At 28.0% G+C, this 14,880-nt stretch carries 14 protein-coding genes; 1 reads left to right on the top strand and 13 read right to left on the bottom strand.

Going from position 1 to position 14,880, the window contains the following annotated elements; all coding sequences use genetic code 4:
- Nucleotides 1–3 precede the first annotated feature (3 nt).
- From MFL_RS00980 to thrS, 9 genes are all read right to left on the bottom strand, one after another.
- Complete coding sequence (locus tag MFL_RS00980; protein WP_011183082.1) at nt 4–189, bottom strand: hypothetical protein; 186 nt, start codon at nt 187–189, stop codon at nt 4–6.
- A gap of 4 nt (nt 190–193) precedes the next feature.
- Entirely contained in the window at nt 194–1,135 is a 942-nt protein-coding gene (locus MFL_RS00975) for an ABC transporter permease (protein WP_011183081.1), read from the bottom strand.
- On the bottom strand, nt 1,135–2,151 hold the full coding sequence (locus MFL_RS00970; protein WP_011183080.1) for an ABC transporter permease: 1,017 nt from the start codon (nt 2,149–2,151) through the stop codon (nt 1,135–1,137). The genes MFL_RS00975 and MFL_RS00970 overlap by 1 nt, the downstream gene beginning before the upstream one ends.
- Entirely contained in the window at nt 2,138–3,433 is a 1,296-nt protein-coding gene (locus MFL_RS00965; protein ID WP_011183079.1) for an ATP-binding cassette domain-containing protein, read from the bottom strand. The genes MFL_RS00970 and MFL_RS00965 overlap by 14 nt, the downstream gene beginning before the upstream one ends.
- A gap of 129 nt (nt 3,434–3,562) precedes the next feature.
- On the bottom strand, nt 3,563–5,710 hold the full coding sequence (locus tag MFL_RS00960; protein WP_011183078.1) for a PTS fructose transporter subunit IIABC: 2,148 nt from the start codon (nt 5,708–5,710) through the stop codon (nt 3,563–3,565).
- Nucleotides 5,711–5,719: 9 nt separating this feature from the next.
- The gene (gene pfkB / locus MFL_RS00955; protein WP_011183077.1) at nt 5,720–6,655 is read right to left on the bottom strand and encodes a 1-phosphofructokinase; all 936 of its coding nucleotides are present in this window, start codon (nt 6,653–6,655) and stop codon (nt 5,720–5,722) included.
- 16 nt (nt 6,656–6,671) lie between these two features.
- Complete coding sequence (locus MFL_RS00950) at nt 6,672–7,364, bottom strand: DeoR/GlpR family DNA-binding transcription regulator (protein WP_011183076.1); 693 nt, start codon at nt 7,362–7,364, stop codon at nt 6,672–6,674.
- 140 nt (nt 7,365–7,504) lie between these two features.
- Nucleotides 7,505–7,813 (bottom strand): thioredoxin, encoded by a 309-nt coding sequence (gene trxA, locus MFL_RS00945; RefSeq protein WP_011183075.1) that lies wholly within the window; start codon nt 7,811–7,813, stop codon nt 7,505–7,507.
- A gap of 37 nt (nt 7,814–7,850) precedes the next feature.
- A complete protein-coding gene (thrS, locus tag MFL_RS00940) occupies nt 7,851–9,785 on the bottom strand; it encodes a threonine--tRNA ligase (RefSeq protein WP_011183074.1) in 1,935 nt (644 codons plus the stop codon).
- Between the two features lie 318 nt (nt 9,786–10,103).
- Here thrS and MFL_RS00935 point away from each other — a divergent pair, with 318 nt between their 5' ends.
- Entirely contained in the window at nt 10,104–10,556 is a 453-nt protein-coding gene (locus tag MFL_RS00935; protein WP_011183073.1) for a nuclear transport factor 2 family protein, read from the top strand.
- Between the two features lie 45 nt (nt 10,557–10,601).
- On the opposite strand, the gene pyk is transcribed toward MFL_RS00935, so the two are convergent.
- The 4 genes from pyk to MFL_RS00915 all read right to left on the bottom strand — a co-directional run bounded on the left by pyk (nt 10,602) and on the right by MFL_RS00915 (nt 14,878).
- Nucleotides 10,602–12,038 (bottom strand): pyruvate kinase, encoded by a 1,437-nt coding sequence (gene pyk, locus MFL_RS00930; protein WP_011183072.1) that lies wholly within the window; start codon nt 12,036–12,038, stop codon nt 10,602–10,604.
- A 50-nt stretch (nt 12,039–12,088) separates the two neighbouring features.
- Entirely contained in the window at nt 12,089–13,060 is a 972-nt protein-coding gene (gene pfkA / locus MFL_RS00925; RefSeq protein WP_011183071.1) for a 6-phosphofructokinase, read from the bottom strand.
- A 124-nt stretch (nt 13,061–13,184) separates the two neighbouring features.
- Nucleotides 13,185–14,021 (bottom strand): SDR family oxidoreductase, encoded by an 837-nt coding sequence (locus MFL_RS00920; RefSeq protein WP_011183070.1) that lies wholly within the window; start codon nt 14,019–14,021, stop codon nt 13,185–13,187.
- Nucleotides 14,022–14,038: 17 nt separating this feature from the next.
- Entirely contained in the window at nt 14,039–14,878 is an 840-nt protein-coding gene (locus MFL_RS00915) for an SDR family oxidoreductase (protein ID WP_011183069.1), read from the bottom strand.
- Nucleotides 14,879–14,880 lie beyond the last annotated feature (2 nt).

Here is a 14,880-nt window from a genome sequence, read left to right as displayed (position 1 = left end):
CGATTATTTTTTTTGTCCTCTTAAATTTCCTAATACTGTTTGCATACAATCATGACAGTAGTATAAAGTTATTCTTTTATAAACTGGTTCTGTTGTTAATCATTTATTTTGTGTTGAATTAACATCCAAAACTTTTTCTGAGAATGATGCACTTGCATCATTTTTACAATTTGTGCTATAACATTTCATTATTCTAATCCCTTTGTCTTCTATCTTCTCTTAATCTTTTCAAAAATTCTATATCGTTTGATTCGTTAATTTGTTTAATATAAAGTTTTGATTCAGCTTTCAATCTTTTTACTTTATTTCTGGATCTAAATTTATAATTTGAATCAATTAATCTTTTTGATACTAAACAAATTATATACCCACCAATTGTTAATAGTGCTAAAAAGTAAGCTAATCATGCATTTTCGCCATATCCAAAATCAACATCAATATTAATATCGGGATTGATATAGTGAAAATTAGGTGCGTTAACAAATCCAGCTTGTACTATGTTAATTGAATATCTCATTGGGTGTAAATACAATAGATAATTTAATCAATCTTGTTGAATAATTGTTTGGAATGGAAAACCTAAACCTAAAAAATACATAGTTGAAAAATAAATTAATAAACCAATCATTGTTGTTCATTTTGTATTGCTAATAAATGTGTATAAAAATAAAGCAATTACATAACATGTTACTCAACATATTAATAACCCAAATATCATCATTAAAGGGTTTAATTTTTCAATATAACTTAATTGTGATGGAAATAATATTATAGATATTAAAAATATTATTAAGCATATTACAAATGTTGAAATAAAATTAAAGACCAGTAATGACAAGTGTTTTGTTTTATTACTAATATTGCTCATACTCATTTTATCAACGAAGTTTTTACCTCTTCAATCATTGATAGTTCTAAGGTAAATATACATTGAATTCCTTACCATAGCTACACAAATACCAGAAACTAATAAAAATGGATCATTGTGCTTAAATGCAAGTCAACATAATATAGTGTATAAAGAAATAAATACTCCTAAAAATATATTAAGTGGGTTTTTAAATCAATGCTTAGTTTGTATGATAAATAACATACTGAAAACTTTATATTCCTTTTTTAATTTTTCCAAATTCATTATTTATCACCTCGCTTCTTGCTTGGCTTTTTCTTTTTAACTTTTTTTGTTTTATAATCTAAGCCAGCTATTTCTACAAGTATTTTTAATTCTTCTATTGAATTTGTTCTTTTAATTAATTCAATGTTATTTGCGTGTTTTTTAACACCTTTAAATTTAGAATATTTTCTTGTTCCAAACTGATAATTGCTTTTTAACCTGTAGTAAAAAGCAAAAGCAAATATAAATATAAAAATACAAGCTATTAATGCTGGTAGCCATCAACCGTTCCCACCATATCCAAAACCATGAACTCCTAATCAAGAACTTGATTCAACTCCAGGGAATGACATATTTGACGCATTCCCTACTCACGCAGCCTGCATTAGATGCAATGTATATCTATGAGGTGCTATGTAAGTTAATATATTAATCGCTGGTATTTGACCAACAACATTCCAAGGTATACCTAAACCCAACAAGTACATAGGTCCAAAATATGATAATAAAGAAATTATAAAAACATATTCTTTATTTTTAAAGGTTGTTGATAAAAACAAGGCAATAACATTTGAAAGAAAAATATTTAGAATAAAACCAATTAAAAATGGTGTTCATTGAACATTTGAAATCACTTTTCTTTGTGAACTAAAAAGCATAGCTAAAGAAATCAAAATAATAGTTACTAATATATTTACTATTCAGTTGAAACATAATATTGACGCATATAAAACTTTTTTTGAAACAGGTGTTGTTAAAAGATTTCTTATAAATCTAGTTTCACGTCAATCAGCTAATGTTAAGTTTAAATTATATTGAGAATTTCTAATTGCTGAAATACCAATTGCTGAAGCTAAAACGAAACTATCTGCTAATAATCCAGATTCTGCATCATGCGGTTTAAAAGCCAATCAACATAACATTGTAACTGTTGTTAAAACAAAACCTAAAATTATATTAATTGGATCAGTTATATAATTAAAAGTTTGTGCTTTCATTAATCTTAAAAAGATTTTGAAATTTTTATTTGTTTTCATCAGTTGTAACCTCTTTTAAAGATTCTTGAACCGGATTATTTTTTGATTTCATATCTTTTTGTTTTTTAAATTGTTGTTTAAGAATTTTTCTTCTTATAATTTTTTGTTCTTCTTTAATGTATTTTTCTTTAAGTTTTTCTAATTGTTTTTTTTCTGATTGAGACATAGTTATACTTAAAACATCACCATTTACAATAACCTTGTCATTTGCAAAAGTTCTTTTCAATTCCTTACTTAAAAACTTTTCAATGCCACTTAATGTTTTATGATATTTTTTATATCTGTAATTTATAGTCAATTTATTAATCAACTTCATAGTTAATTTTATCTTTTTAGATATTATTTTAATCGAATCAGCATTTATGTAAGAAACTGATAAATTATCTATACTTGTGTTTAAATCTAAAATACTAAAATAAACTTCTTTTAATCTGCTTAAAACCTTTTCATTGCAGTTTTCTTGAGCTTCTAATTGCTCAATGATTGCTTGTAATACATTTGAGTAACCTTCAGTTTTAGAAATCATTGTTGAGAAAAACTTACTTTTATTTTTAATTTTTTTCTCAACCACTAATTCTTCTTTAAAAATTGCTTTAGTATACTCCATTACAGATTTATATTCTTTTTTAACTTCTTTAATAGATAGGTCTTCAAAGATTTCACCATCATTTAAATAAACAACTCTATCAGTTAAGTTTTCTAAAAAATAATAACTTGGACTATTTAAAATTAGGGTATTTCCCTCTTCTAAGTATTCTTTAAAGAAATTAGTTATTTTTTCTTCATATTTAAAATCGATATCAGATGATAATTCATCAATTAAAACTAATTCAGGTTTTGAAATAAAAGATAAAAATATTGCATAAATCTGTAATTTAACTATTGAAAGTTTGTTTAAATATTTTTCTTCAACTTCATTCACACCAAAAACATCTTTTAATTTATTAATTCATTCTAGATCATTAACATCATATATTCTTATTCATAAGTCGTTTATATCTTTAACCTTAAAACCATTTGGTCAAGCTTGCTCTCTTTTTTGTAATCCAATTCCTTTTAAAATGTTTTCTTCTTCTAAATTATAATTAATAGTTCCTGTTGTATTTTTTAAGTTATTTCCTATAATTCTTAATAATGTTGTTTTACCACTACCATTTGAGCCTAAAAGTGAAACACACTCACCTCTATATATTTTTAAATCAATTTTCTTTAATGCTCAAATTTGTTTATTATAAATTTTTGAAACATTAGATAACTCAACTATAGGTGTTTTTAAATCCATAAATATAACCTTTTTTTCTTTCTATTGATTTGTTTTTCTCTCATTTATTAATTATTTTACTCCTTGAAAAAAAATTTATATATTTTTGGAAACAAAAAAACCTTAAATAAATAAGGTTTTTATTTAATATTAATTGGCAATAACTAGTTTACCTTTTTTAATATCATAAGTTTTTCAGAATCCTAAGATTGTTGCCATAACTAAAGTACCAACAACGATTGCTAAGATGTATAATCCTACACCTAAACCAATTGCTGCTCCTGAATTCATTTGTTCAGGGCTTGTTCCAAGTAATCCTGATTTTAATAATGGGAATACAGCTATACCACCGTGTGGTGCACCTAATGTTATTTTACATCCTCCAACAATTAATCCGGTGATTGTACCACCAGCCATTGCTGAAACTGAAATTCTTTTTGGATCTGTAACCATAAATGGTATTGCTCCTTCTGAAATAAAGAATGCACCCATTAATCAGTTAGCTTTTGCTGAATCTTTTTCTTTTGTTGTTCAAGCTTTTCTAAAAGTTACTGTACATAATGCTATTCCTAAAGGTGGAATCATTCCTCCAGCCATTGCTGCTGCCATAGTAACAGTTATAAGTGGATCATTACCTAATCCACCTGAAACTGAAAGTGTTCCTGTAACATAAGCAATTTTATTAATTGGTCCACCCATATCAATACACATCATTAATCCAAGGATTGCTCCTAATAATATTAATAAGTTTTGATCAGCTAACAATTTTAAAAATTGTTGTAATCCATACATTGTATATCCTAAAGGTATATTTAATGCGAACATTGCTAAAGAAATACCTAAAAGAGATAACACTGGAATTAATACTATGTCTCTTACTCCATGGAAAGATTTTTTAAATTTTTTGAATCCTATTGTTAAACCAAATACAATTAAGGCTGCTACATATGCACCAACCATACCACCAATAAATCCTGATTGCATAGGGATATCAGCTGGTATTAGTCGTGTTCATAAACCTGATCACCCAAATTTGTCTCCAGCATATGCAAAACCACCTGTACCATCAGCTAATATACCTGCTATAAACCCAGGCATTAATCCTTGAGGTCCAACGATTGTATATGAAATATATGCTGCTAAAACAGGAACCATCATCATCATACCTGTTTTACCTATTGCTGAGAATCAACCAGCAACTTCACTATGTGTTCCAAAATTTCCCATTCATCAATTGGTTCATTCTGTTAATACATCAACTTTAGTTTTGTCATATATATTATTAAATCAATAATCAAATGTTGCGCCAGTCATTCCTGGAACATTTCCGTTTCCTGCAGCAAAATCAATCAAGAATCCAATTCCTAATATAATTCCTCCTGCAACGACAAATGGTAACATTCTTGAAACACCCGCAAGTAAGTTTCCTTTAACTTGAGCAAATTTTTTCAATGAAAAATCATCACTTACTTCATCATCTTTTGAAGATACAGCTTTTGCTGTAGTAGTTTTTTCTGTTTTACCAAATTCTTGAATTAATTGTTTTCCATTAAAAATTGCATCTTTAGTAGTTGTATCAATTACTTGTTTACCACCAAATCTACCCATTCCTTGTAAGTTTTTGTCATGTGCTAAAATAATTACTTTTGCATTGTCAACATCTTCTTGAGTTAATTTGTTTTCAGTTCCTCTACGTCCTTGAGTTTCAATTTTTACACTTAATCCTAATTCTGTAGCATATTCAATTAATTTTTCTTCTGCTAAGTATGTGTGAGCAATACCAGTTGGACATGCTGTAATACCAATCACATCATATTTACCATTTTTTGCTTCCACTTTTTTTGTTTCAACTTTATTATCAAAAGCTTTTGAAAGATCTTTAAAAGTTTTTGCTTTTCTTAATGCTTCTTGAAATTCAGGTTTCATTAAGAATTTTGATAAATCAGCTAAAGCACCTAAGTGAGCTTCTCCTTTTTCATCATTTGTAGCAATCATAAAGATTAAATCTACTGGTTTGTTATCTAAACTTTGTCAGTCTATTGGTGATTTTAAACTTACAAAAGCAATACAAGGTTCTTTAACTGTGTTGTTAATTGCATGAGGAATACCAATTCCATCACCCATACCTGTTGATGCTTCGCTTTCTCTTTTTAAAATCGCATCTTTAAAAGTTTTTTTATTAGCTATCATTTTTTCTGATGATAATTTATCAACTAAAAAATTAATAACTTCTTCTTTTGTTTTTAAATCTGCTTTGAAGACTGAAACTTTAGATTTAAATAAATCTTTTAATTCCATATTTATCTCCTATTTTATTTTGTTAACTTTAATTTCTTGTTTTAATTTTAAAATGTCTTCTTTTAATCCTAATCATTCGGTAAAGGCAGTTGCCCCACCTGCTGCAGCTCCAAATTGAAGGCATTCTTCTATTGATAAATTTTTATATAATCCATATGTGAATCCAGCAATCATACTATCTCCAGATCCAACTGAATTAACTAATTTACCTTTTGCTATTCCTGTTTCAAAAATTTCTCCTTTTTCTGAAAAGAAATAACTACCTTTGCTTCCTCTGCTTAATAAAACATTTCTAGCTCCTAATGATTTTAATTTTTTTACCATTTCACATGTTTCTTCAAAAGTATATTCTTTAAATGGTAAATTTAAAATTTCACATATTTCTTCTATATTTGGTTTTATTAAATAAGGTTTTGTTTTTAAACCATTTAACATGTTTACCTTTGATGTGTCTAAAATAAATAAAGCATTCTTTTCATTTGCAATATTTCCTATTTCTTCATAAATATTATTTTTAACACCAGCTGGTATACTTCCTGCAGCAACTAAAATATCACCGCTTTTTAAGTTATCGTTTAAAAAGGTTTTTAATTCATTTATTATCTCTAAACTTACTGTTGAACCTAAACCATTTAATTCAGTTTCTTCAAACTTAGATAAGTTTTTTATTTTCAAATTTGTTCTTGTTACACCTTTATTTATAAAAAATTTGTTTTTTAAATTGTTTTCATCAAATTTTTCTAAAAACGAATTTTTATTATTTGATCCCAAGATACCAGTAGATAAAACTTTTGCTTCTAAATTATTCAAAATAATAGAAACATTAATACCTTTTCCACCAATTACAACATATTCATTTTTGTAATAATTAGTTTCACCAATATTAAATCCATCAGTTTCAATAATATGATCTAGAGCAGGATTTAGTGTTACTGTATATATCATTTTATTTCCTCTTTTTTTATATTAATTTAATTGATTCTTTGTCAGCGAACTTATAGAAGGATTTTCTATCTAATTTGCTTGAGTCAGCTAAACCATAGCTTTCTCTTGAATTTTTAATAACTTCGATTTTAACTTGTGCATGCTCTGGACTTGTTGTATATATGTTTCCATTTTCATCAACAGCATTAACACCCAAAAATGCAATATCAAAATTATAATTTTTTAAAGCTTCTAAAGCTTCAAATCCTAAAATAGCTCCCGTTACATTAGTAAACTTACCACCAAGTAAGTAAACATTGTCGTGACCATTTTTTACAAGTTCCAAAATATTGTAAATTGAGTTTGTTACTATTTGTAGATTTAGGTCAGCTTTTAAATTTTTAGCAATAAAATAACCATTTGAACCTGAATCAATAAAAATTGAATCGTTCTTTTTGATTTTTTTTATTGCTTCCTTGGCAATTGTTTCTTTTTCCTTAACATTATCTTTAATTTTCTTTTCAAAAAAATCTTCATAGATGAATGCGGGTTCCTTGTACTCAACTCCACCATGTAACTTTACTATCTTTTTTAGTTCTTCAAGTTCTGCTAAGTCTCTTCTTAACGTTGTAAGTGGAATCTTTAATTCATTCGAAAGGGTTTCAATAGCAACAATTTTTTTACCCTTTAAAAAATTTAAAATTATTGATTGTCTTTGTTTTTTAATCATAGATTTCCCTTTCTAATTTCATATTACCAAAAAAAACCAAAAAAAAACCAAAAGTTTTGATTTGTTTTTTTTATTTTTATTAATTATATCTAAAATGATGGATAATTTTCCAAATAAAAAAAGACTTGCGTCTTTTTGAATTATTTTACAAAGTTATCTAATTTTGTTGGATCCATAAATCCTACATTTTTTTTAGATTCTTTTCCGTTTTCAAACAACATTAAAGTTGGAATTGACATAACTTGGTATTCCTTAGCTACTTCAGGAACTAAATCTACATCTAAGTCGATAAATTTAACACCTTCAGTTTTTTGTGCAAGCATATGTACTAAAGGCATTTGCATTTTACAAGGTCCACATCATGTAGCGTTAAAATCAACAAATGTTTTACCTTCGCTAATAATTTTGTCAAATTCTTCTTTTGTTGAAACTTTAATCATTTCTGCCATAATCTTTTTCTCCTTTGTATTTATAGTTTATATCAAACTACTTCTTATTACAAATTAAATCTGTAATCATATTTTTAAATTCATTTAACTTAATTGTTGTTTGTTGCTCGCTACCATATTGACGGTAAGTAACAGAATTATCTTTTCTTTCTTGATCACCAAGAACTAATTGATAAGGTATTTTACTTGTTTGAGCATCACGTATTTTGTAACTTAATCTTTCATCTCTTAAATCTACATGAGTTCTAATAAAATCTTTTTTTAATTGTTTTTTTACTTCATTTGCATACTCAATATTTTCTTCACTTCCAACAGGAATAATTTCAATTTGATTAGGAGCCAATCATAATGGTAATACACCTTTAGTTTGTTCTAACAATGTTGCAATAAATCTTTCATAAGTTCCAATTAAACCTCTATGAATCATGATTGGAGCTTTAAATTCTTGATTTTGGTCAATATATGTTACATCAAATTTCTTTGGTAGTAAGAAGTCTAATTGAATTGTAGAAACAGTTATTTCATGATTTTGAGCTGTTTTAATTTGTATGTCTAATTTAGGACCATAGAATGCTGCTTCACCAATACATTTCTTATAATCAATATTTAAGTCTTGTAAAACTTTTTCTAAAGCTGCCTCAGCTTCGTCTCACATTTTATCATCTTGATAGTATTTAACTTTATCTTCTGGATCTCTTAAACTTAAGCTTAAGTAATCAATTTGAATATTAAATGTTTCTAATACTTCAGTAATTAATTTATAAATTGATTTAAATTCTGCTTCAACTTGGTCTGGTCTAACAAAAATATGGCTATCAGTTAATTCCATCGCTCTAACACGTTCTAATCCTGTTAAACTACCACTTGATTCATATCTATGTTGTAAAGCATGTTCAGCAATTCTTAAAGGTAAATCTCTGTAACTTCTTTGTTCTTGTTTATAAACAGCAACGTGGTGTGGACAGTTCATTGGTCTTAAAATGAATTGTTCATCACTACCACTTCCACCATTAAATGGTTGGAACATATCTTCTCCATAGTGGTCTCAGTGTCCTGATTTTTTATACAATTCAACAGTCCCTATAACTGGAGTAGTTACATTAATGTAGTCATATTCTCATTCTTTTTCTTTAAGATACTTTTTGATTTCTTCTTTAACGATTGTTCCATTTGGCATTCATAAAGGCAATCCAGGACCTACTAAATGATCAAAACCAAATATTTTTAAAGTTTTGTTTATAATTCTGTGGTCTCTACTTCTTCTATCTTCTAGAATTTCTTTTTTAGAAGACAAAGTTTCAATACTTTCTGCGGCCATACCATGAACTTTTTGTAACATGATATTTTTAGAATCATTTAATCAATATTCACCAGTTAATTGTTGAACCTCAACAACTTTTATATTTTTTAAATTTAAAGTTATTGGGTGTTTAGAAACTATTGAAACACCATTTAATGTATAAACAGTTATTTCACCATAGGTTTCAAACATTTCCTTTGCTAAATGTAATTGATACTGATTTCCTTTAAAAATTTCTTCAGCTTCTTTTAAATCCATTTCCTTAGATAAAATTGATTCATTTTTAATTATTTGATTAACTTTATTTTGAATGTTTTGTAATTCTTCTAAACCAATTCTTGGTTCAACTTCAAAAGTAATTCCATATTCAAGTTCATCTTCTTTATATAAAACTTTTGCAAGCTTAACATCTTTATATAATTCTGAAATAGCAACACCTGTAACAAAAGCTGCAGTATAATTCAATGTTTTGTAAAAGTCTTCATGTCTATTTGTTATCAATTCTAAATTTGAATCTTTTTCAATAACATAATCTACTGACACATATCTTCCATTTACTTTTGCTGCCGCAGTAGCTTTTTTTAAACTTATAGCTATTGTTTCAGCTATTGTTCTAACGTTTGTTGCTTGATCAAATTCCTTAATTGATCCATCTAATAATTTAATTTTCATATTTTCCTCCTTAAAAAAACAAAAACGCCCCTAATATTTAGGAGCGTTTATAACGCGGTACCATCCTAATTCGTATTAAAAAACTTAATACCTTAATTTAAGGATTTATCGCACCCAACGTAACATTATTTTATTTGGTAGTAATAACATATTTAGCTTTATTGTTTTGCAGCACCAACAACTCTCTTTAAAAGCATCAATAGTATCGTGTCCAAAATGTTAATTAATATTCACTTTTCAAAAATAATTATACAATATTTTCTTATATATTTATAAAGTGATATACTTTATTTATGCAAAAATAATAAAGGAGATATTATGATGGAAAAAGAAATAATCTTAAAAGATTTCTATGATGCATTTACTAAAGGTGATTTTAAGAAAATGAATAGTTTATATGATAAGTCAATTGTATTTAATGATCCAATATTTAAGGACTTAAATCACAAGCAAGTAACCACTATGTGAAAGTCATTATTATCAAATAAAAAAGAGTCAAAATTTGAAGTTTCATATGAACTTTTAAATGAAAATGACTATTTATTTGTTAGATGAACTGCTACATATTTATTTGGACAAAAAAGAAGAAAAGTTATTAATGTTGTAGATTCAAGAATGGAAGTTAAAGACGGTAAAATAATTAAACATACTGATTCTTTCAACTTTAAAAAATGAGCAAAACAATCAATAGGTGGACCTGGATTTATTTTTGGTAATCAAAAGTGATTTAAAAATAAAGTATCTAAAGCTGCTATTGAGAAAATCTCTTAATAAATAAAAAAAAATCTACCTTGCGGTAGTTTTTTATTATTTTAATTAAGCTACTGTAATTTCACGAATATCTTTGTTTCTTACAACTAAGATTTTTGATCCTGATTTTGCACCTCATAATTTTGCAATTTCTGAGATTTGAGCAACATTTTCTTCTAATTCTAATAAGTTAGCAGTTTTGTTCATGAAGATTGAGTGTCATACACCAAATGCAGTTCATAATCTTTCTGATTCACTTACACCTAAAATTGTTACATTTGGTCTAAATTTAGAAATAGTTTTTAATAAAGCTCCAGTTCTTGATAAAACAACAGCAAATTCATATTGTCCATCACGAGTTCTTTCAGCTAAGTCCATTGCAATATCTGCACGTGGTCCACTAGTTGAGTTTTTAGCGTTTTCTAATTGAGTTTGGTAGTATGCTTTTTTGTAGAATTCTATTTCAGCACGTTTGTTGATTGTTGCCATTGTGTTAACAGTAATGAATGGGTAATCTCCAGCTGCTGATTCTCCAGATAACATTGTTGCATCTGCTCCTAATTCAGTAGCAAAGTAAACGTCAGTTACTTCAGCTCTTGTAGGTGCTGGGTTTTCTGTCATTGTTTCTAACATTTGAGTAGCAACAATAACAACTTTACCAGCTTCACGACATTTTCTGATCATTATTTTTTCTCAGTATGGTACGTCGTAGTAAGGAATTTCTAATCCTAAGTCACCACGAGCAATCATAATTCCATCTGATGCTTCAATAATTGCATCAATGTTGTCAATTCCAACTTGTGATTCAATTTTTGAAATAATTTGAATATCTGATCCATTAGCTTCTGCTAAAATATCACGAATTTCTTTTACATTTTCAGCTGAGTTAACAAATGATGCAGCGATGTAGTCAACACCTTGTTCAACTCCATATTTAATATCATTGATATCTTTTTGAGCTAAGAATGGCATTGAGAAATCAACACCTGGTAAGTTAACACGTTTGTTAGTTTTTACTAAGTGGTTATTGAAAGCGATAGCTTTAACAACACCTGGTTTAACTTCTTCAACAGTCATTTCTAATTTACCATCATCGATTAAAATTGTATCACCAATTTTTAAATCAACTGACATGTCATAAGCAACAGTCATTTCTCCTGATAAACATTCTTTGTTTTTGAATGATTCAGCATCTGTGTAAATTGTAATTGATTGATTTGCAGTAACTTCTTGTTTTCCATCTACAAATTTACCAACACGAATTTCAGGCCCTTTTGTATCTAATAAAATAGAAACAGGTTTTCCTAATTCTTCTCTAACTTTTTTAGCTCCAGCAATTCTGTAACCTTGTTCTTCATAATCACCATGTGAAAAATTTAAACGTATTGTTGTCATTCCATTTTCAAATAATTCTCTTATTTGTTCTGGTTCATTTGTTGATGGACCAGTTGTAGTAATAATTTTAGTACGTTTTACACGTGCTTGTAATTCTTTCTTGTTCATTTTATTTTCTCCTATGTACTTTTTCAATATATATTTTAAATTATTTTTTCCTATTTTGATATCTTTGCGTTCAATAATCTTATTTTTTCGATAAATTCTGTCTTATCTGGCTTTGGCATATTCAATGTTGACTCAATATCTCTTGCAACAAGTTTGTTTTCACTTAGACCAATGTAAAGTCCACCTTTACCTTCAATTAATTTTTCAACTGCATAAATTGCTGCTGTAAAAGCTAAATAGCGATCCATACCTGATGGGCGCCCACCTCTTTGAACATGTCCTAAAATTGTTGCTCTAGTTACATAACCACTTGCTTCTTCAACTTTTTTTGCTAATTCATTAGCATCAAGTTGTTTTTCACTAATTAATATTATTAAACTTCTGTGGTTTGCTTCTGCAAATTTTTTAGCTTGTTCACATATTTGTTCAACAGTTAATTTACTTTCACTTGGTGAAAATATTTCTGCTTGAGTTGCAATAGCTGCATAAGTAACTAAATCTCCACAACCATTTCCCATAACTTCAATTACGGCAGCACGATTGTGTGATTGCATAGTATCACGCACTTTTTCAACTGATTCAATAACTGTATTTAATGCTGTATCAAATCCAATTGTATAATCACTTGAAACAATATCATTATCTATTGTTCCTGGTAAACCAATACAGTTTATTCCCATTTCAGTTAATCTTTGAGCTCCCATGTAGCTTCCATCTCCACCAATAACAACTAATGCTTCAATGTCATGTGCTTTTAATTGATCAACAGCTTTTTGTCTTACACTTTCTTCTTTGAATTCTGGTAATCTAGCTGAACCTAAAACAGTCCCACCTTTTGAAATAATTTCTAAAGCAAATTTAGAATCTAATTTTTCAAATCAACCATTAATTAAACCTTTATACCCATCTCTTACACCATAAACTTCAATACCTTGTGCTTCAGCTGCTTTAACAACTCCAGCAATGGCATTATTCATTCCAGGTGCATCTCCTCCTGAAGTTAAAACTCCAATTCTTTTCATATTACCCCTTCTTTCATAAAATAAGAATACCTACTAATTATACTAAACATCCTTTTTTATTGCTTTATCTTTTTGCAATAAATGTGGAAATAAATAATAAAAAAACCAACATAGTTGGTTAGTTTTATCTTACGTGTAAATCAGTTGCTTCAGTTTTAAGAATTTCCATATCTTCTTTGATTTGTTTTATTTTATTTTCAGCATATTCATAAGAATCTCTTCCTGTGAAAATGTGAACTGGAGGTACTTTATCACCTTTAGTAATATCGATTATAAAATCACAATATCTTTCAGGATCTCCATCTTGTTGCTTATCAAAAGAAGCTAAGTTAGTAAATCATTCATCTCTTCCTGATTTATAGTCTGAAATTGTTTCTTCACCAGTAATTAAAGATCCTGAACTTAAGAAGTTTGTTCTAAATCCTCCTGGTTTGATACATGAAACTGTTATACCAAATGGTTTTAATTCGTGACTGATTGATTCAGTTCAACCATCAGTTGCAAACTTAACAGCTGCATAAGTACTATTATAAGGAACACCTACATATCCTCAAATTGATGAAGTTGTAAATATATGTCCATATTTTTGTTTACGCATTACTGGTAAAACTGAACGAGTTACATTAATTGTTCCAAAGAAATTTACTTCGAAACATTCTCTTATTTGTTTATCTGTTGATTCTTCAAAAGTTCATAATTGACCATAACCGGCATTATTTAATAAAATGTCAATTGACCCGAATGTTGATACAGTTTTTGCCACTGCATCATCTATTTCTTTTTGATTTGAAAGATCTACTTTTAAAGCAAGTAAATTTTTATTTGCGCCTAATTCATCAACTAGTTTTTGGGGATTTCTAGTTGTAGCTGCAACTTGATGTCCTTGCTCTAAAAGTTTTTTTGTTATCCCTAAACCAAACCCTTGGCTTGCTCCAGTAATAAATCATACTTTGTTTTTCATTTTTTATATATCCTTAATTAATTTTCAAAATGTAAGTTTGTTGCTTGTGCTTCTAAAGTATCCATATCTTTTTGAACTGCTGAAATTTTGTTTTTAGCAATTTCATATGAATCTCTACCTGCAAATATGTGCATTGGTGGAACAGAATCTTTTTCTGTTAAACCGATAATAAATTCTGCATATTTTTGAGGGTTTCCATCTTGGTAACCATTTCATGATTTAACTGTGTTAACTCATTCGTCTCTACCAGCTGCATATTCTTCAATTGTAGATTTTCCTGTTTGTAAAGAATCTGAAGTTAAGAAGTTTGTTCTTACTCCACCAGGTTTAATACTTGAAATACTAATTCCTACAGTTTTTAATTCATGGCTAATTGATTCTGCGAATCCATCTAATCCAAATTTAACTACAGCATAAACACTGTTGTAAGGAACAGTACCATATCCTCAAGCTGATGATGTAATGTAAATGTGTCCATGTTTTTGTTTACGCATTACTGGTATAACTGCATGTGTCACATTTAAAGTACCAATTAAATTAGTTTCAATGTTACCTTTTACATCTTCCATATCAGTTTCTTCAAAAGTTCACATTTGTGAATAACCTGCATTGTTTAACAATACATCAATTCCTCCAAATTTTTCAACTCCTGATTTAACTGCTTTTTCAACAGCTTTTAGATCTTTAATATCTACTGATAATGCTAATAAATTTTCATTAGCTCCAATTGCTTCTTCGATCTTATCTTTATTACGACTTGTCGCAATAACTTGATGTCCTTTTTTTAATAATTCTTTTGTAACTACTAATCCAATTCCTTGTCCAGCTCCTGTTACAAATCATACTTTATTTTTCATTT

The sequence above is a fragment of the Mesoplasma florum L1 genome, assembly GCF_000008305.1.
Lineage (GTDB): Bacteria > Bacillota_I > Bacilli_A > Mycoplasmatales > Mycoplasmataceae > Mesoplasma > Mesoplasma florum.
Note: the sequence above shows the minus strand (reverse complement) of the source record. Positions and strands in the feature narration are given on the sequence as shown.